The sequence below is a fragment of the Bradyrhizobium guangdongense genome, assembly GCF_006483445.1.
In the GTDB taxonomy this organism is placed as follows: domain Bacteria; phylum Pseudomonadota; class Alphaproteobacteria; order Rhizobiales; family Xanthobacteraceae; genus Bradyrhizobium; species Bradyrhizobium guangdongense_A.
Window position 1 is genome coordinate 26291 of sequence record NZ_PPPT01000139.1, and the last position, 19352, is coordinate 45642.

14 protein-coding genes are annotated in these 19352 nt (G+C 65.0%); 7 read left to right on the plus strand and 7 right to left on the minus strand.

The annotated features are described in order from the left end of the window. Positions 1-19: 19 nt before the first annotated feature. Positions 20-2896 (minus strand): EAL domain-containing protein, encoded by a 2877-nt coding sequence (locus C2U70_RS20135; RefSeq protein ID WP_186294376.1) that lies wholly within the window; start codon positions 2894-2896, stop codon positions 20-22. A gap of 161 nt (positions 2897-3057) precedes the next feature. Beyond that, positions 3058-4056 carry an NAD(P)H-quinone oxidoreductase gene (locus C2U70_RS20140; RefSeq protein ID WP_140980166.1) on the minus strand — a complete coding sequence of 333 codons (999 nt, stop codon included), beginning with the start codon at positions 4054-4056 and terminating at the stop codon, positions 3058-3060. Between the two features lie 134 nt (positions 4057-4190). On the opposite strand from C2U70_RS20140, the gene C2U70_RS20145 reads away from it, so the two are divergent. Continuing rightward, positions 4191-4382: a DUF1192 domain-containing protein gene (locus tag C2U70_RS20145; RefSeq protein WP_140980167.1), complete on the plus strand. Its 192-nt coding sequence runs from the start codon at positions 4191-4193 to the stop codon at positions 4380-4382. 594 nt (positions 4383-4976) lie between these two features. Beyond that, complete coding sequence (locus C2U70_RS20155; protein WP_140980168.1) at positions 4977-5489, plus strand: DUF1465 family protein; 513 nt, start codon at positions 4977-4979, stop codon at positions 5487-5489. Positions 5490-5760: 271 nt separating this feature from the next. Here the strand turns inward: C2U70_RS20155 and rpmE are convergent, their stop codons facing one another. Continuing rightward, entirely contained in the window at positions 5761-5988 is a 228-nt protein-coding gene (gene rpmE, locus C2U70_RS20160; protein WP_140980169.1) for a 50S ribosomal protein L31, read from the minus strand. 199 nt (positions 5989-6187) lie between these two features. On the opposite strand from rpmE, the gene C2U70_RS20165 reads away from it, so the two are divergent. Further along, a complete protein-coding gene (locus C2U70_RS20165; RefSeq protein ID WP_140980179.1) occupies positions 6188-8038 on the plus strand; it encodes an ABC transporter ATP-binding protein/permease in 1851 nt (616 codons plus the stop codon). 3 nt (positions 8039-8041) lie between these two features. On the opposite strand, the gene C2U70_RS20170 is transcribed toward C2U70_RS20165, so the two are convergent. From C2U70_RS20170 to C2U70_RS20180, 3 genes are read right to left on the minus strand one after another with little or no spacing between them, the layout of a single operon-like run. Beyond that, on the minus strand, positions 8042-8485 hold the full coding sequence (locus tag C2U70_RS20170; protein WP_140980170.1) for a GNAT family N-acetyltransferase: 444 nt from the start codon (positions 8483-8485) through the stop codon (positions 8042-8044). After that, positions 8485-9513, minus strand: a complete 1029-nt coding sequence (locus C2U70_RS20175; protein ID WP_140980171.1) for a peptidoglycan -binding protein — start codon at positions 9511-9513, stop codon at positions 8485-8487. Before C2U70_RS20175 ends, C2U70_RS20170 begins: the two co-directional genes overlap by 1 nt. 15 nt (positions 9514-9528) lie before the next feature. Then, positions 9529-10542, minus strand: a complete 1014-nt coding sequence (locus tag C2U70_RS20180) for a flagellar motor protein MotA (protein ID WP_186294377.1) — start codon at positions 10540-10542, stop codon at positions 9529-9531. A 186-nt stretch (positions 10543-10728) separates the two neighbouring features. Between C2U70_RS20180 and C2U70_RS20185 the strand changes: the two genes are divergently transcribed. The 4 genes from C2U70_RS20185 (at position 10729) to C2U70_RS20200 (ending at position 17168) form a co-directional block, all read left to right on the plus strand. Further along, complete coding sequence (locus tag C2U70_RS20185; RefSeq protein ID WP_140980173.1) at positions 10729-11553, plus strand: DUF1295 domain-containing protein; 825 nt, start codon at positions 10729-10731, stop codon at positions 11551-11553. Next, positions 11550-12578 carry an SAM-dependent methyltransferase gene (locus C2U70_RS20190; RefSeq protein WP_140980174.1) on the plus strand — a complete coding sequence of 343 codons (1029 nt, stop codon included), beginning with the start codon at positions 11550-11552 and terminating at the stop codon, positions 12576-12578. Before C2U70_RS20185 ends, C2U70_RS20190 begins: the two co-directional genes overlap by 4 nt. 240 nt (positions 12579-12818) lie before the next feature. After that, positions 12819-14006, plus strand: a complete 1188-nt coding sequence (locus C2U70_RS20195; RefSeq protein WP_140980175.1) for an efflux RND transporter periplasmic adaptor subunit — start codon at positions 12819-12821, stop codon at positions 14004-14006. Positions 14007-14012: 6 nt separating this feature from the next. Further along, positions 14013-17168 carry a multidrug efflux RND transporter permease subunit gene (locus C2U70_RS20200; RefSeq protein ID WP_140980176.1) on the plus strand — a complete coding sequence of 1052 codons (3156 nt, stop codon included), beginning with the start codon at positions 14013-14015 and terminating at the stop codon, positions 17166-17168. A gap of 133 nt (positions 17169-17301) precedes the next feature. Here C2U70_RS20200 and C2U70_RS20205 read toward each other — a convergent pair. Next, a partial coding sequence (locus C2U70_RS20205; protein ID WP_349629575.1) for an autotransporter outer membrane beta-barrel domain-containing protein occupies positions 17302-19352 on the minus strand: 2051 nt, incomplete at its 5' end.

Sequence of the window (19352 nt, forward strand, 5' to 3'; positions counted from 1 at the left end):
AGGGAGTGCGCTATCGCGCCTAGCTCGCCGCTTCCAGCCGCACTTCCGTCAGCAGGCGCATCGCGGCGTCGGCATCCATGGGTTCGCCGAAGGCAAAACCCTGCGCGTATTCGCAGCCGAGCTGGTAGAGCTCGACGGCATCGGAATCGGTCTCGGCGCCTTCCGCGACCACGTCCATGCCGAGATCGTGCGCGAGCGCGATGATCGACTTCAGGATCACGGGCCGCGTGCCACGGCTGGTGGTGCGCACGAAGGACTGGTCGATCTTGATGGTGTCGAACGGGAAGCGCTGCAGATAGGCCAGCGAGGAATGGCCGGTGCCGAAATCATCGAGCGACAGTCCGGTGCCGAGCTCGCGGATCCGCGTCAGCATTTGCGCCGCGTGCTCCGGGTTTTCCATCACAAGCGATTCCGTCAATTCGAGCTTGAGCGTGCCGCGCGCCACCGACGAGCGTGACAGCACGGTGCGGATGTCATGGATGAGGTCGTGGCGCAGCAGCTGTCGTGAGGAGACGTTGACGGATGCGAAGATCGGCTCGCGCGAGCGCATCGCGCGCTGCCAGATCGAGAGCTGCTTTGCGGTCTGGTCGAGCACGAACATGCCGAGGTCGACGATCAGGCCGGTTTCTTCGGCGATGGTGATGAATTCCGACGGCGCCATGCGCCCGAGTTTTGGGTGATCCCAGCGCACCAGCGCCTCGAAGCCGGCGACCGAACGATCCTCCAGCCGGACGATCGGTTGATAGAGGGTCGTGAGCTCCTGGCGCTCGATGGCGCGGCGCAGCTCGCTCTCCAGCGTCAGGCGGTCGGTTTTGCGCGCGCGCATCGCGGGCTTGTAGACGTCGATGCGATCGCCGCCGATGCGCTTGGAATGATACATCGCAAGCTCGGCGTCCTTGATGATCTCGTCCGTGAGTTGGGTTTGAGGATCAGATAGAGCCAGCCCGATCGAAGCAGTGAGAAAAATCTCGCGCTCGTTGAAGGCGATCGGCGCGCGGATGGTCTTGCGGATGGTTTCTGCAAAATTGGTGATGCGCGCCGGATCCTGCTCGGACAACAGGATCAGGCCGAACTGGTCGCCGGCAAGGCGCGCCAGGGTGTCCTGGGGTTTAAGGATACGGGTGAGGCGGCGGGCCAGCGTCAGCAGGATGGAATCGCCGACCGCGATGCCGACGGAATCGTTGACCTGCTTGAAGCGGTCGAGGTCGATCACCATCAGCGTCGGCCGCAGCGTCGGCATCGTCTTGGCAAAATTCGCGACCGCGTTGAGGCGGTCCATGAACAGCTTTCGGTTGGGCAGGCCAGTGAGGTTGTCATGCACGGAATCGTGCAGCAGGCGCTCCTCGGCGTTGCGCAACTCAGTGACGTCGGTGAGCGTGCCGACCACGCGCGAGACCTCACCGTCGGAGCCGACCACGGGTCGCGCCTTCAGCGCGAACCACATGAAATGGCCATCCGGCGTGCGCAGGCGGAAATCCTGCACCAGCCTTCCGCGGCGCTGATCGAGCACGCTGTCGAGCGCGGCGCGGAAGCGGTCCTGGTCGAGCGGATGCAGCACTTCGAGCCAGGTCGCGGCCGGTCCTTCCAGCGTACCGCGCTTGAGACCCAGCAAGGCTTCCGTCTCCGGGCTGGTAAAGACCTTGTCGGCGGAAACGTCCCAGTCCCAGATCAGGTCGCCGGAGCCGGCGAGTGCGAGGGCCCGGCGCTCGATGTCGGAGACGACGCCTGTCGTGGCACCGCCGCCGGCAAAGGCGTGCTGCATGACGGTGAAGCCGATCAGCATCACGATCAGCACGAGGCCGCCGAGCAGGGCCGGGCCGACGATGTCGTTGGTGACAGAGCCTGCGACCGTCATGCCGGCCGCGACGACCCAGATCACCAGAAGGAACCAGGTCGGGATCAGCAGCACCGCGCGGTCAAAGCCGTGGGTGGAGAGATAGACGATCAGCGCAAAGCCCGCGAAGGCAATCAGCACCAGCGACATGCGCGCGATGCCGGAGGCGACTGCAGGATCGAATAGCGCGAGCGCGACCAGCGAGCCGAGGAAGGCCAGCCAGCCGACCGTGATGTGCGAATAGCGAACGTGCCAGCGGCTTAAGTTGAGATAGGCGAATAGGAACACGAGCAGCGTCGCCGCCAGGATCGCTTCACCCGCCGCGCGCCAGATGCGCTCGGCGTTGTTCGACATGTCCAGCACCTTGCCCCAGAAGCCGAAGTCGACGCCGATATAGACCAGCACCGCCCAGGCCAGCGCCGCGGCGGCCGGGAACATGATGCTGCCCTTCACGACGAAGAGGATGGTCAGCACGAGAGCCAAAAGCCCGGATATGCCGATCACGATGCCCTGGTAGAGCGTGAAGGAGTTGACCTTGTCCTTGTAGGCTTCCGGTTCCCACAGATAGAGCTGCGGCAGCTTGTCGGTGCGCAGTTCCGCGACGAAGGTGACGACGGCGCCGGGATCGAGCGTGATACGGAACACGTCGGCGGTCGGGCTCTCCTGCCGCTCGGGACGATCGCCGGTCGACGGCGTGATGGTGGCGATGCGCGAGAGGCCGAGGTCGGGCCACAACAGGCCGGACGATACGATGCGGTAATGCGGCGCGACGATCAGGCGGTCGAGCTGATCGTCGGTGTTGTTGGCGAGCGCGAACACGATCCAGTTCTGGCCGCCTTCGCGGGCGCGGACCTCGATGCGGCGGACGATGCCGTCGGTGCCAGGCGCGGTGGACACCTGGATGCGGTCGGCGTCGCTGCGCTGATGCTCGAGAACGGCGGTGAGGTCGATCGCGGGCGCATCGCCGCGAACGCTGACTGCGTCAAGCGCGCGTGCAGGCCACGCGGCGACAACAATCATGAGGCCCAGCGCTAGGGGCGCGAGGCGCCTGATCAGACGCAAGGTCAGTTCTCCGCGTTCGACGCAAACTCGAGGTTCAGGCGATTAGGTCAAAGCCATTTCCCGAACAAGCGGGTGGTTTGACTGCCCGCGATAGATGCCACGAAAGCGAGGAAAATCAAAGGGTTTCCGGTCGCCCTGGGGAGTTCTCAGGGCGTTGCGCGCTACACCGCCAACACAATTTTGCCAATATGTGCTGACGTTTCCATCCGCCGGTGAGCATCGGCTGCCTTTTCCAGCGGGAAAGTGCTGTCCATCAACGGTTTAACGCGGCCTTCGCGCAAGAGCGGCATCACCCTGGCCTCGATCGCCGCCACCATCGCCGCCTTATCCGCATTAGTACGGGGACGCAGCGTCGAGCCGGTATGGGTCAGGCGCTTCACCATCACCTTGGCGATGTTGACGTTAACCTTTGGGCCGTTGAGGGTTGCGATCTGCACGATGCGGCCGTCGACCGCGGCAGCGTCATAATTGCGGTCGACATACTCGCCGGCGACCATGTCGAGGATCAGGTTGACACCGGCATTGTTGGTCTCGGCCTTGACCACGGCGACGAAGTCTTCCGTCTTGTAGTTGATGGCGCGGTCGGCCCCGAGCTTGAGGCAGGCATCGATCTTGTCCTGCGAGCCGACGGTGACGAACACCTTTGCGCCAAACGCCTTTGCGAGCTGGATCGCCATGGTGCCGATGCCGGAAGAGCCGCCATGGATCAGCAGCGTCTCGCCGGCCTTCAGGCCGCCGCGCTCGAACACGTTGTGCCAGACCGTCATCAGCGTCTCCGGCAATGCGCCGGCTTCCTGTATCGACAGGGCAGGCGGCACCGACATCGCCTGCGCGTCCTGGGCGATGCAGTACTGCGCATAGCCGCCGCCGGCGACGAGCGACATCACCTTGTCGCCGACCTTGTGCCGCTTGGCATTGTGGCCTACCGCAACGACTTCGCCCGCAATCTCGAGGCCGGGCAGGTCGCTGGCGCCGGGCGGCGGCGGATAGGCGCCGGAGCGCTGCGCCACGTCAGGCCGGTTCACGCCGGCGGCGAGCACCTTCACGAGGATTTCGTCCGGACCGGGCTGCGGCACCGCACGCGTCTCAGGGATCAGCACCTCCGGACCGCCGGGTTTCGAGATGGCGACCACGGTCATTTGCGCGGGCAGCTTTTCCATGATTTGTCCTTCGAGGAGAGCAGGAACGAACGAGGCCCCTGATTAGCCAGCCTGCCCAGCGCTGGCAACCGCCAGGAAACCGTCGATCTCTCATTGACCGGATGACGGACAGGAGCACGCCCAGGAGTACGCCAATGGCAGCCGAAGATGACGATCGTCCGCGCAAGAAAATCAGCCACGAGATCGGACAGGACCTCTCACTCTTGTCGGTCGAGGAATTGACCGAGCGTGTTGCCTTGTTGAAGGCGGAGATCACGAGGCTCGAGGAAGCCGCCGCCAAGAAGCGCGCCTCGCGCGATGCGGCGGATCATTTTTTCAAGAAGTGAAGATTGGGGCGCGGGGCGACGATCTCTCCTCTCGTCATTCCGGGGCGGCGCGTCAGCGCCGAGCCCGGAATCCATAACCACAGGCAGCAGTTGCGGCGCGCGGCTCTCAACTCCGAGTCTTCGCCAAATCAAATCCTGTGGTTATGGATTCCGGGCTCGCGACTTCGTCGCGCCCCGGAATGACGGGCGGATGGTTTGGAGCGGGGGCGACGAGAGAACGTTCCGCCACCCACTCGGCCAATGGCCGACGTGGCTAATGAACCCTGAAAAATTTAGCTCGTTTACTCCAGATTAAGCTTTCGGGTTTATGACTGGAACTGTCCTCGTTTGGACACCGAGTGGCTCCTGTCCACTCTGTTTGACGCCTCCCTGTTATCAACTTTCAAAGCCGCCGGTCTCCGGCGGCTCTTTTTTTGCGTTCGCGCCTGACATCTGTGACGTCTTCGTCACGCATCGTCGCGCCCGGCGCGCGGTAACCGTAAACGCGGTCTCCGCTGGACTCACGGCTCCGCCCGCGCAATGATTTGTTCATCATAAGCCGGCGCGTTAACCGGCCGTTTCCCACAGTAAACTGTCGCGTAAGAGGCGTTAACCATGTCGGACCGTTCGCAAGCCGAAGGCGCTCTGGTTCAGCTCAGTGAGCGGTTCACCAATTCCGCTGCGTTCAGTGTGTTGTTCCGCGAGGGCATGGATCTGGTCGAAGAGACCGCCTCCTATCTCGACGGTGCGGGCCGCACCGAAGCCAAGGCGCTCGATCGCGCCGTCAGCCTGACTTACGCAACCGAGAGCATGCGCCTCACCACGCGCCTGATGCAGTTGGCCTCGTGGCTGCTGCTGCACCGCGCGGTGAAGGAAGGCGAGATGACGCTGGTCCAGGCCAATCGCGAAAAGACCAAGGTCAAGCTCACCGCCGCCGATCCCGGCCCCGACGACACGATCGAGAAATTGCCGGAGCAGTTGCAGGCGCTGATCGCGCGCTCGATGAGCCTGCAGACGCGCGTCCGCCGCCTCGACACCAGCATTCACGCACCGGCCCCCGAACGCGTGCCGATCGGCAATCCGCTGGTGCCGCAGCTCAACGCGCTCAAGGCCGCGTTCGAGCGGTAAGCCCCAAGACACCGTAGCTATTGAACCGTCACCCTGAGGTGGCCGCTTCTTCAGCGGCCCTCGAAGGGCGACGGCCCGGCTGTTGCCCGGCGGGGGGCCGTTCATCCTTCGAGGCTCTCCACGCGGCGCGTCGCGCCGCATGGCTCGCGCCTCCAGCGACAACGGCTTCGCCGTTGCGCGGGGATGACGGGTCTGAGAGCGCGCTGTGTCCAAACAAAAACGCCCCCGGCTGAGCCAGGGGCGTTTTTCGTCTCGACCGGTTGAGAGTCGATCAATCCTTCTTGAGGAAGCCCGAGAACTTCTTCTGGAAGCGGGAGACGCGGCCGCCGCGGTCCATGAGCTGCTGGGTGCCGCCGGTCCAGGCCGGGTGCGACTTCGGGTCGATGTCGAGGTGCAGCTTGTCGCCTTCCTTGCCCCAGGTGGAGCGGGTCAGGTACTCGGTGCCGTCGGTCATCACGACCGTAATCGTATGATAATTCGGGTGAATTTCGGCTTTCATGGCAATTCCTCGGCGCCCCGGCGCCTCACTTGAGTGGCTATCGAATGACGGATTTGGGCGGCTCTATACCCCACGAAAGCCCCCAAAACAAGCCGTTGGCGGCAGGTAAAACCGGGGGAGCCCCTAAGGGACATCCCGGATTTGCCACTACCCTTGCACCGGCCTATTGGGAACGGACTTGACCAATGGGCCGAAGCTGATGAGCGCTGTGGAACGGCTTGACGACGGGCATCGCAACGAGCCCGAAACCGGGCCTCTCGAAATCCCGTCCATCGAAGCCGAGCTGATCGAGCAGCCGGCCAAGGGACGCGCACGGCTGCGGCCCTTGCTTGCGCTCGCACCTTACGTCGCCCGCTATCGCGGCCGCGCCATGCTCGCCTTCGTCGCGCTGACGATCGCCGCGCTGACGACGCTGCTGGTGCCCGTCGCGGTTCGCCGCATGATCGATTTCGGCCTGACGGCTGAAGGCATCGCGCTGATCAACAGCTACTTCTCCGTCATGATCGCTGTCGTCGCCGTGCTCGCGCTGGCAAGTGCCTCCCGCTATTACCTGGTGATGACGATCGGCGAGCGCATCGTCGCCGATCTCAGGCGCGATGTGTTCACGCATCTGTTGTCGCTGTCGCCGAAGTTTTTTGACTCGGCGCGCAGCGGCGAGCTGGTGTCGCGGCTCACGGCCGATACGACGCAGATCAAGTCGGCGGTCGGCGCCTCCGTCTCGATTGCGCTGCGCAATCTGATGATGTTTTTTGGCGCAACCGCGATGATGGTGATCACGAGCCCGCGGCTGTCGGGTTTCGTGCTGCTCGCCATCCCCCTGATCGTGCTGCCGCTGGTGGCCTTCGGGCGCTGGGTGCGCCGTCTGTCGCGCAACGCGCAGGACACGCTTGCCGACGCCTCGGCCTATGCCTCGGAGCTCGTCGGCGCGATCCGCACCGTGCAGGCCTATACCAGCGAAGCCTTTGCCGAACGCCGCTTCGGCGGCGAGGTCGAGCAGGCCTATGAGGCGGCGCGCACCTCGACGCAGGCGCGCGCGGTGTTGACCGCGATCATCATCTTCATCGTGTTCTCCAGCGTGGTCGCGATCCTCTGGATCGGCTCGCATGACGTGCTGACCGGAAGCATCACGCCGGGCCGGCTCGGCCAGTTCGTGCTCTATGCGGCATTCGCGGCCGCCGGTCTCGGCCAGCTCAGCGAGGTCTGGGGCGAAGTCTCTGCCGCCTCGGGCGCGGCCGAGCGCCTGTTCGAGATCCTTCACGTGCAGCCTGAGATCACGGCACCGGCGCAGCCGCGCGCGCTGCCGGTGCCTGCGCGCGGTGAGGTCGGTTTCGACAAAGTCAGCTTCGCCTATCCGGCGCGGCCCGATGTCAACGTGCTCGATGCTGTCTCGCTGAACGTGCGACCCGGCGAGAAGGTCGCGATCGTCGGGCCCTCAGGTGCCGGCAAGAGCACGCTGTTTCATTTGCTGTTGCGCTTCTACGACCCGAAGAGGGGTGCGATCTCGCTCGATGGCGTGCCGCTTAAATCGGCCGATCCGCGCGACCTGCGGGCCCGCATCGCGCTGGTGCCGCAGGAATCCGTGGTGTTCGCCGCCACCGCGCGCGAAAACATCCGCTTTGGCCGGCCGAGCGCGACCGACGCCGAAGTCGAGCGTGCCGCCGAGCTTGCGCACGCCGCCGAATTCATCCGCCGCATGCCCGAAGGTTTTGAGACGCCGCTCGGCGAGCGCGGTGTGACGCTGTCCGGCGGCCAGCGTCAGCGCATCGCGATCGCGCGCGCGATTTTGCGCGACGCGCCGCTGTTGCTGCTCGACGAGGCGACGTCCTCGCTCGATGCCGAAAGCGAGACGCTGGTGCAGACCGCGCTGGAAGAGCTGATGCGCCACCGCACCACCATCGTGATCGCGCACCGTCTCGCAACAGTGCTGTCCTGCGACCGTATTCTGGTGATGGACCAGGGCCAAATCGTCGAGCAGGGCACGCATGCGGAGCTGGTTGCGGCGAACGGGCTTTATGCACGGCTGGCGAGGTTGCAGTTCGAGGGGGCGTGAGCCCTACGGCTTCCATGCCATCTTCAGCACCGGCCGCCCCGAGGTCGGGTTCACGTCATCACCCGCATGCACAAAACCGTTGCGCTCGTAGAAGCGGATGGCGCGGGCATTGTCCTTGTTGACGAGTAGGGTGACGCCGCTGGGTGAGAGCCGCTTGGCTTCATCCACCAAAAGCCGTGCCGCATCGGAGCCCCAATGGGCAGGGTCAACTACGAGCTGATCGAGATAGCCTTCACCGTCGATGGTGACGAACCCGATCAGCTTGCCGTCTTGCTCTGCAACAGCAATCTCCGCCTTCGGCACCAGCTCCTTGCGCCAGCGCTCGCGCCACCAGTCGAGCCGCGCCGCAAAGTCGATCTGCGGATAAGCCTGTTGCCAGGTGCGATGCCAGACGTCGATGCTGGCGGCTTCGTCCGAGGGCGCGTAGGGGCGGATGTGGAGAGCCACTACCGCTCCGTCAGCTTCAGCTCGATGCGACGGTTGCGCTTGTAGGCCTCTTCGGTGTTGGCGGTGTCGAGCGGCTGGAATTCGCCAAATCCAGCTGCGACGAGGCGCTGGGGGGACACGCCGAGCGAGACCAGATACTGCACGACCGAAATCGCGCGCGCGGCCGAGAGCTCCCAGTTCGATTTGAAGTTTATACCCGTGACCGGACGCACGTCGGTGTGCCCGTCGACCCGCAGCACCCAGGCGATCTCGGCCGGGATTTTTTTGTCGAGCTCGATAAGTGCCGAGGCCAGTGTATCGAGCTCGGCGCGGCCCTCGGGCAGCAGCGTCGCCTGTCCGGTGTCGAAGAACACCTCGGACTGGAACACAAAACGGTCGCCGACGATGCGGATGTCGGGCCGGTTGCCGAGAATGGCGCGCAGGCGGCCGAAGAACTCGGAGCGATAGCGTGACAATTCCTGCACGCGCTGCGCCAGCGCCACGTTGAGCCGCGAACCCAGATCGGCGATCCGGCTCTGCGATTCCTTATCGCGCTTCTCCGACGCGTTGAGGGCTTCTTCGAGCGCGGCGAGTTGCCGCCGCAGCGCGCTGATCTGCTGGTTCAGCACCTCGATCTGCGCGAGCGCGCGGGCCGAGACCGCCTTCTCGGAATCCAGCGCCTTGTTGAGCTCGGAGGCCTTGCCCTGCGCGTCGTTACCGGCGCTCGCGAGCCCCTCATAGAGGCCCTTGAGGCGGTCGCGCTCGGTCTCGGCCGAGACGAGGCCGGCCTTCAATTGCGAGACCTGGTCGTCGAGCGAGAGCTTGCCGAGCTTTTCCAGCGACAGCATTTCCGTGAGCTGCGCGATCTTGGCGTTGAGCGCCTCCAGCGCCTTGTCCTTGCCGGTGACCTCCTGCGACAGGAAGAACTGCACGACCAGGAAGACCGAGAGCAGGAACACGATCGACAGCACCAGCGTCGACAGCGCGTCGACGAATCCGGGCCAGTAGTTGAAGGGGCCTTCGCTGCTGCGGCGGCGGGCCAAAGCCATGGATGTCTCCGCTTGCTAACTCTTCTCGGGCTGGCGCGCGAGGCGCTCGAGCAGGCGGCGGATCTCGCGGTTCTGCTCGCCCTGGCCGTCGGCCCACTCCCGGATCATCTGCTGCTCGGTCCGCATGTGCTGGACCAGCGCCTGGATCGCTTCGGCAAGGCTCGCCATCGCGGTCGTGGTGCTGCGGCTGCCGCTGCCTTCTTCCAGCGTTGCACGCAGCCGATCGATCGCCGCCTGCAGCTCGCCGGACATCACGCCGGCGCCCCCGCCGGCCGGCGCGTCGCGGCCATATTCGCGCACGGTGGTGGCGAGCCAGTCCTCGAGGTCGGTGTAGAAGCGGTTTTGCGCCTGGCTCGATTGCAGATCGAGGAAGCCGAGGATCAGCGAGCCGGCGAGGCCGAACAGCGAGCTGGAGAACGAAATGCCCATGCCGCCGAGTGGGGCGGCGAGGCCTTCCTTGAGCGTGTCGAACAGCGCGCCGGCGTCGCCGCCGACCTTCAAGCCATCGATCACCTTGCCGACCGAGCCGACCGTCTCGATCAGGCCCCAGAAGGTGCCGAGCAGGCCGAGGAAGACCAGCAGCCCGGTCATGTAGCGCGAGATATCGCGGGCTTCATCGAGGCGGGTCGCGATGGAATCGAGCAAATGCCGCATCGTCGTCTGCGAGATCGACATCCGGCCGGAGCGCTCGCCGCCGAGGATCGCCGCCATCGGCGCCAGCAGCTTTGGGTGACGCGCCGGCGCCAGGCCGGGGTCGGCGATGCGGAAATTATTGACCCAGGAGACCTCCGGATAGAGCCGGATCACCTGGCGGAAGGCCAGGATGATGCCGATGAACAGCACGGCCCCGATCAGGGCATTGAGGCCCGGATTGGCGAAGAAGGCGACGATGATCTGCTTGTAGAGCACCACCCCCACGAGGCCGCAGAGCACCAGGAACACCAGCATCCGCACCAGGAACACGCTGGGCGAGGACAGTTTTGTGAGCTCGATCTCCATGGTGGAGCGGGGCGAAGTCCCAGGCGGCATGGCCGATATCATCCGTAACGAAGCTTCAGGCGGGCATTTTTGCACTATGGCACAGCGCCAGCCGGAAAAAAGCGGGGAGATGCCGATTTCGAGGCGGGCGGGGGAACCCTAAGCCGAAACCGGGCTTAGTTACGTTCGTATTTTGCAAAACTTCGGCGTTTCACGGACTTGGGACGGAATTTTTGCATGACGACACATGTTGCTGCTCTCTTCGTCATCGCGCTGTCACTGGCGGCGCTGATGGCGCTCGCCTGGGTCGTGCAGCAGCGGACCGGCAATTCCGGCTGGGTGGACACGATCTGGACGTTTGCGGTCGGCCTGGTCGGCGCCGGGGCCGCCCTGTGGCCGGTCGTGGGCGAGGGCCCCAATGCGCGGCAATGGCTGGTGGCGAGTCTCGTCGCGCTCTGGTCGCTGCGGCTCGGCACCCATATCGCGATCCGCACCTCAGGCATTTCGGACGATCCACGCTATGCCGACTTCGCGAAGGAGTGGGGTCTCAACGCGCCGCGGCGGATGTTCATCTTCCTGCAGAACCAGGCACTCGGTTCGGTGCCGCTGGTGTTTGCGATTTTTGTCGCCGCGCATGTCCCTGAGCCGGCCTTGCGCGCGCAGGATTATCTTGGCGCAGCGATCCTCCTGATCGGCATTTTTGGCGAAGCGCTCGCGGATGCGCAACTCAAGCGCTTCCGGCAAAATCCTTCGAACAACGGCCGCGTCTGCGATATCGGGCTGTGGCGCTGGTCGCGCCATCCGAACTACTTTTTCGAATGGCTGTCCTGGCTCGCCTATCCCGTCATCGCGCTGACGGCAGGCTATGCGTGGGGCTGGGCGAGCCTGCTCGCACCAATCTTCATGTACTGGATCCTGGTCTACGTCACCGGCATCCCGCCGCTGGAGGCGCAGATGCTGCGCTCGCGCGGCGAGCGCTACCGCGCCTATCAGGCCCGCACCAGCATGTTCTTTCCGCTACCGCCGAAGACCTTGTCACCCAGGGACGGAGTAGCCGCATGAGCGTCGTCTCCACCATCATCGGGACCGCCGAGCGCGTGCCCTTGCCTGACATCGTGATCCGCGCGGCGATCCAGCGCCTCTGCGCGCGCACCGCACTGCGCCTGTCCGGCGGCGGCGTGGCAAGGGACACCGCCTTCGCCGGCGAGATGATGCTGCGGCCGATCGCCGAGCACACCGATGATGCGAATGCGCAGCACTATGAGGTGCCGGCGGCGTTCTTCGCCGACGTGCTCGGTCCCAACCGCAAATATTCGTCCTGCTTCTACAGGACCGATGTGACGACGCTGCAGGAGGCCGAGGAGGAGGCGCTGCGCCAGACCGTCGAGCACGCTGATTTGGCCGACGGGCAGACCATTCTCGAGCTCGGTTGCGGCTGGGGCTCGCTGTCGCTGTGGATGGCGCGGCTGTTCCCTCATGCCAAGATCCTTGCGGTGTCGAACTCGCGGTCGCAGCGCGACTACGTCGAGGAGCAGGCGCGGCTGCGCGGGTTGACCAATCTGCGCGTCGTCACCGCAGACATGAACGTGTTCGCGCCCGACGGCCGGTTCGACCGCATCGTCTCGGTCGAGATGTTCGAGCACATGATGAACTGGCGCAAGCTGCTGACGCGCGTGCGCTCATGGCTCAATCCGGACGGCCGCTTCTTCATGCACGTCTTCACCCATCGGTCCGGCTCCTATCTGTTCGACCGGGCCGATCGCGAAGACTGGATCGCGCAGCACTTCTTCACCGGCGGCGTGATGCCGAGCCATCACCTGGTCAGGCAATATGGCGACCTCTTCGAGATCGAGAAGGAGTGGTGCTGGAGCGGCACGCATTATCAGCGCACCGCGGATGACTGGCTTGGTAATTTCGACGCAGGCCGTGACCGGATCGAGTCCACCATGCGCAAGGTCTATGGCAACGAGACCGCGCTGTGGATGCGCCGCTGGCGCTGGTTCTTCCTGGCGACGTCAGGCTTGTTCGGTCACGCCGACGGAACCGAATGGGGCGTCAGCCACTACCGGATGAAGGCTGCGGACTAAAAGCGCGTTGTTCTGTCGCAGCACCACCGAGATGGAACCCGACTCACAATCGGGTGAGACCGGAAAAAGGTCGTGCGTTCAGTGCGATAGCTTCTGTGACATTGGGCCGCCCGCGTCGCGCGTTGCAATGCAATAAGACCATTCTATTTTGGCCTCATCAGCCGCGCGGAATTCGCTGTCGAAAGCATGCCGCGCGGAGCGTGATTGTGTTTGCAACAAACCTCGGGGGCCACCCACTCCATGTCAGGACTTCGTGCGCGATCGGCATGCGTCGCAGTGATGCTCGCGGCCTTTGCGCCGCTTCTTGGAGCTTGCGACGAATCCAGCTCCGCAATCTCAGCCGCACAAGCCCCCGAGCCTGATGTCAGTATCGTCATCGTCAAGCCGCAGGCCCGCGCCGTGGTGCGCGAACTGCCCGGCCGCATCGCGCCGACGCGCGTCGCCGAGGTGCGGCCGCGTGTCTCCGGCATCGTGGTCGAGCGCCTGTTCCGCCAGGGCAGCGAGGTGAAGGCGGGCGATCCGCTCTATCGCATCGATCCGCGTCCGTTCGAAGTCGAGGTCATGGCCCATGAGGCCGCGGTCGCCAAGGCGGAGGCCGTGCTGCTGCAGGCGCAGCAACAGGCCCGCCGCGTCGCTCTGCTCACCAGTCAGCGCGCAGCACCTGAAGCGGAGAACGAGAAGGCTGTTGCCGGCGAACGCCAGGCCCATGCCGAAGTCGAGGGCCGCAAGGCGGACCTCGCGCGCGCAAAGCTCAACCTGGATTATGCGACCGTGCGCGCGCCGATCGACGGCGTTGTCGGCGCGGCGCTGGTGTCCGAAGGCGCGCTGGTCGTGCAGAACGAAACCAATCTCGCCACCGTCCAGCAGCTCGATCCGATCTATGCCGACTTCACCCAGTCGGTCACCGAAATGAACCAGCTTCGCCGCGCCTTCGAGAGCGGCGATCTCGAGCGCATCGATGCCGATGCCGCCAAGGTGCGCCTCGTGCTCGACGACAACAAACTCTATGCGCTCAACGGCAAGCTGCTGTTCTCCGAGGCCAAGGTCGACGCCCATACCGGCCAGGTGACGCTGCGCGGCGAGTTCCGCAATCCCAAGCGCGAGCTGCTGCCGGGCATGTATGTCCGCGTCCGCATCGACCAGGGTCTCGACTCCGACGCAATAGCGGTGCCGCAGCAGGCGATCCAGCGTAATGGCGGCGGCGGCAGCGAAGTGTTCGTCGTCAAGGACGACAACCGCATCGCCGTGCAGCCGGTGCGCACCGGCCAGGTGCAGGACGGCTACTGGTTCGTCACCGACGGCCTGAAGGCCGGCGACAAGGTCGTGGTCGAAGGGTTCCAGAAGTTTGCCGCCGGCGACAAGGTCAAGCCGCAATCCTGGGCCGAGGCCGACGCGGCGGACAGCCAGCAAGCGCAAGCATTGCGGTAACCGATCATGCCGAGCTTCTTCATCGACAGGCCGATCTTCGCCTGGGTCGTGGCGCTGTTCATCTGCTTGATCGGCGCGATCTCGATTCCGCTGTTGCCGATCGCGCAATATCCGATCATCGCGCCGCCCTCGATCTCGATCTCGACCAGCTATCCCGGCGCCTCGCCGGAAAATCTCTACAACAGCGTCACGCGGCTGATCGAGGAGGAGCTGAACGGCGCCTCCGGGATCCTCAACTTCGAATCCACCAGCGACTCGCTCGGCCAGGTCGAGATCATCGCCAACTTCGTGCCGGGGACCTCGACCAACGACGCCTCGGTCGAGGTGCAGAACCGCATCAAGCGCGTCGAAGCCCGCCTGCCGCGCGCGGTGATCCAGCAGGGCATTTTGATCGAGGAAGCCTCGAGCGCGGTGCTGCAGATCATCACGCTGAACTCGACCGACGGCAGCCTCGACGAGGTCGGCCTGGGCGATTTCATGATCCGCAACGTGCTCGGCGAAATCCGCCGCATTCCCGGCGTCGGCCGCGCCACGTTGTATTCGACCGAGCGAAGCTTGCGCGTCTGGATCGATCCGGCAAAGCTCGTCGGCTACGGCATGACGGTCGATGACGTCAACAAGGCCATTACCGCGCAGAACGCGCAGGTGGCTTCGGGCAGTATCGGCGCGGAACCTTCGACCAAGGACCAGCGCGTCTCGGCGCTGGTGCTGGTCAAGGGCCAGCTCGCCTCGCCGGACGAGTTCGGTGCGATCATCCTGCGCGCCAACCCCGACGGTTCGACTGTCCGTCTGCGCGACGTTGCGCGCATCGAGGTCGGCGGCCTCAGCTATCAGTTCAATACCCGCCTCAACGGCAAGCCGACCGCGGGCCTTTCGGTGCTGATGTCGCCGACCGGCAACGCGCTGGCGACCGCGAGCGCGGTCGAGGAGAAGATGAAGGAGCTGTCGCGCTTCTTCCCGGCCAACATCAAATACGAGATTCCCTACAACATCACGCCTGTGGTGAAAGCCTCGATCCAGAAGGTGCTGATGACGCTGGTCGAGGCCGTCGTGCTGGTGTTCGTGGTGATGTTCCTGTTCCTGCAGAACATCCGCTACACCATCATCCCGACCATCGTCGTGCCGGTGGCGCTGCTGGGTGCCTGCAGCACGCTGCTGCTCGCCGGGTACTCCATCAACATGCTCTCGATGTTCGGCATGGTGCTCGCGGTCGGCATCCTCGTCGACGACGCCATCGTCGTGGTCGAGAATGTCGAGCGCATCATGGCCGAGGAAGGCCTGCCGCCGAAGGAAGCGACCCGCAAGGCGATGTCGCAGATCACCAGCGCCATTATCGGCATCACGCTGGTGCTGATGGCGGTGTTCGTGCCGATGGCGTTCTTCCCGGGCTCGGTGGGCATCATCTACCGCCAGTTCTCCGTCACCATGGTGGCCGCGATCGGCTTCTCGGCCTTCCTCGCGCTGTCGCTGACCCCTGCGCTGTGCGCGACGCTGCTCAAGCCCGTCACGGCGGGTCACGGTCATGCCAGGAAGGGCGTCTTCGGCTGGTTCAACCGCATGCTCGAGGGCGGCAAGGAGGGCTATTCCAAGACCGTCGGCTTCTCGCTGAAGCGCACCGGACGCCTGATGCTGGTCTATGCCGCGCTGCTCGTCGGCCTCTCCTGGGGCTTTGTCAGCCTGCCCGGCGGCTTTTTGCCGGTCGACGACCAGGGCTTCATCACCACCGACGTGCAGACGCCGTCTGATTCCTCCTACAAGCGCACCGAGGCCGTGATCGAGAAGGTCGAAAAATATCTGTTGCAGAAGCCGGGCGTGGACGAGGTCACCTTCCTCACCGGCTTCAGCTTCTCCGGCCAGGGCATGAACACCGCGCAGGCCTTCATCACGCTGAAGGACTGGTCGGAGCGTGGGCCGAAGGAATCGGCCGCCGCGATCGTTGCCGACATCAACCGCGACCTCGCCTCGATCAGCGACGCCAAGATCACGGCGCTGCAGCCGCCGCCGATCGACAATCTCGGCAACTCCTCCGGCTTCTCGTTCCGCCTCCAGGATCGCGGCCAGAAGGGCTATCCGGCGCTGATGCGCGCCGCCGACCAGTTGATCGCGGAGGCCAATGCGAGCCCGGTGCTGCAGAAGGTCTATATCGAAGGCCTGCCCGAGGCACCGCAGGTCAATCTGATGATCGATCGCGAGAAGGCCGGCGCCTTCGGCGTCACCTTCGAGGACATCAACAACACGATCTCGACCAATCTCGGCTCGAACTACATCAACGATTTCCCGAACCGTGGCCGCATGCAGCGCGTCGTGGTGCAGGCCGATCGTGCCGACCGCATGAAGACCGAGGACATTCTGAACTACAACGTCAAGAACAGCCGCGGCCAGCTCGTGCCGCTGTCCTCCTTCGCGACGGTCGAATGGTCGCGCGGGCCCACTCAAATTGCCGGCTTCAACTATTATCCGGCGGTGCGCATCTCGGGCGAAGCAAAACCCGGCTTCACCTCGGGCGATGCGATCGCCGAGATGGAGCGGCTCGCCGGCCGCCTGCCGCGCGGCTTTGGCTATGAATGGACCGGACAGTCGCTGCAGGAAAAGCTGTCGGGCTCGCAGGCGCCGATCCTGCTGGCGCTGTCGATCTTCGTCGTGTTCCTGTGTCTCGCCGCGCTCTATGAGAGCTGGACCATTCCGCTCGCGGTGCTGCTCACCGTGCCGCTCGGCGTCACCGGTGCCGTGATCGCGGCGATGCTGCGCGGCCTGCCGAACGACGTCTATTTCACCGTCGGCCTCATCACCATCATCGGCCTCGCGGCCAAGGACGCGATCCTCATCATCGAGTTCGCCAAGGATCTTCGCAAGGAAGGCAAGCCGCTCCTCGAAGCCACCATCGAAGCCTGCCGCCTGCGCTTCCGCCCGATCCTGATGACCGGCCTTGCCTTCATCTGCGGCGTGCTGCCGATGGCGATCGCCCACGGCGCCGGCGGCGCCAGCCAGCAATCGCTCGGCACCACCGTGATGGGCGGCATGATCGCCGTGGTCATCCTGGCGCTGCTGATGGTGCCGGTGTTCTTCGTCTCCGTGCAGCGCGTGCTGGCGGGGGACCGGGAGCCGAAGATGAAGGTGGAAGCGGAGCCGGTGAGGCCGACCGCGCCGGTGAAGCCCGTATAGTCTCTCCGTCATTCCGGGGCGCGACGAAGTCGCGAGCCCGGAATCCATCGGGCTACAGATTCTGCGGATGAATGGATTCCGGGCCCGCGCCAAGAGGCGCGTCCCGGAATGACGGTGTGTGGGCTACTTCGACCTACCAAACAAACCGCACCACACCCTTGCCGGCATGGCTGGCGGTGACGTTCGAGAACTCGCCTTCGTAGGTGCCGGCCGCCGACCATCCGTTGGTCCATTTGATCTCGACTGATGCCGTAGTCAGCGCGGAGTCGCTGGCGGGGCGGGCGCCGTTCACGACGAAGGAGGCGCCGGGCAGGGCCTGGAAGGTGGCGCCCACGGCGCGGTCCGTATTGTAGTCGTGGGCCCAGGCGGCGCGGCCGCGCAGGGTGAGGATGGCGGTCTGCAGCGCAAAGGGTTTGTCGGCGCGGAAACCGAGCTCGCCGCGGGTCGCGGTCACGCTGCGGGAGCCGTAGGCGAGGGCAAACGTGTTGGCGCCGGAGACGACCTGCTCGGCATAGGCGGGCAGATCGAACGTCGTGAACTGTCCGGCGGCGTAAGGCGTGATGCCGATGCCGCCGATCCACGGGCTGACGAAACGATAGCCGCCCTCGGCGCGGCCGGAGAAGGCGTTGGCGTTGAACTGCGCGCGCAGGCGATCGACGCCGGCGATGGTGACGGTGCGATCGGTGGTGACGTCCTGCCAGCCATAGGCCAGCGCGCCCGTGACATAGGCCGCGCCCGCGGCATGACGCACGAAGGCGCCGGCCTGGAACAGGTCGGAGCGACCGCTGCCGCCATTCGCAACGCTGAAATTGGTGCCGCCGCCGGCCAGCGCAAAGCCGGCGACGGTGTTGGGCGAGAAGACATAGTCGGCGCCTGCCGCCACGCCGAACAGGCTGCTGGTGGTGGTGCCGGTGCCCTGCGTGGCATTGCCGTCGGTGGTCTGCGAGCCGCCAAAACCGGCCGCCCACACGCTCCAGCGTGGATCGTAATTCCTCACCAGCGGCGCCTTGCTATAGATCGCGGCGTAGGCGTCGCGCTCGTTCTTCGTGCGCGGGCTCTGGCGCGGCGCGTAGGCATTGCCGGCGACGTCCTCGTCCGCATAGGCCGGCGTATTCGCGCCGTTGCTGCGTCCGGCCGCATATGGGTCGGTCATCAACCCCATGAACTGGGTCATGGCGTTGAAAGTGGTCGTTTGCGAGCCGGCCGCGGTCTCGCCGGAAATCTGGGTCAGCCCGGTCGGCGTCAACCCGCCGAACACCAGCGGAATGGTGCCATTGCTGTTGAAGTAGTTGATGATCGCGTTGCCAGCGCCCTGCTGGTTGCCACTCAGGCCGCTGCCCGGCGGTGGCACGAAATTCAGCACCAGGTTGAGATAGGCGTGCGTGGCGTCATAGCTCAGCGTGGTGTGGAAGTTCGCCGGCAAGTTGGTGTCGGCCAGCGAGGCGAACGTGCCGCTGACGCCGCCGCTGGCGGTCAGGATGGTGTATTGCCGCGCCACGTAACTGCCATTGGCATAGATCGCCTGGACCATCGATCCACCCAGCGTCGCGGCACCCGTCACGTTGGTGAAACTCGATGTCGCCGGGTTGATCTGCACCATGTAGAGGGCGCTCGACTGCAGCGTGAGGCTGCCGGTGACGGTCATCGACGAGCCCGCCGTCCCGTTGCCGGGAGCGAAGGTGCCGCCACTGACGGTGAGATTTGCGGTATTGCCGGTGCCGCTCAGGGTGCCGCCCGCCATCGCATAGGCGCCGGTGATCGTGCCGTTGTTCGTCAGGCTGTTCAACGCGATCAGCGTGCCCAGATTGTCGATGGTCGCGCCGGCGTTGTTGCTGATGTCGTTCGCGCTCAACGTCCGGCCCGCGGAGATGCTGATGCCCGACCCGTTGGTGGAGCTATTGCTCAGCGTGGTGATGCCGGTGAAATTGCCGCCGGATAGCGCCAACCGTGCGGTGCCACCGTTATCGAAGCTGCTGTTGCCGGCGAGGTCGCCGGTAACGGTGAACAGGCCGGCGGAGTTGTTGGTGATGCTGCCGTTGACCTGACCCTGCGCGTTGACCGTCGCACCATTGTTGCCGAGGCTGCCGCCGACCGTGCCCGTCGTCGTGAAGGCGCCACCGTTGACGACAACCGCACCCGAAATTGTCCCGGCGTTGCCGAACGTACCGGCGCTGTTGGTCAGCG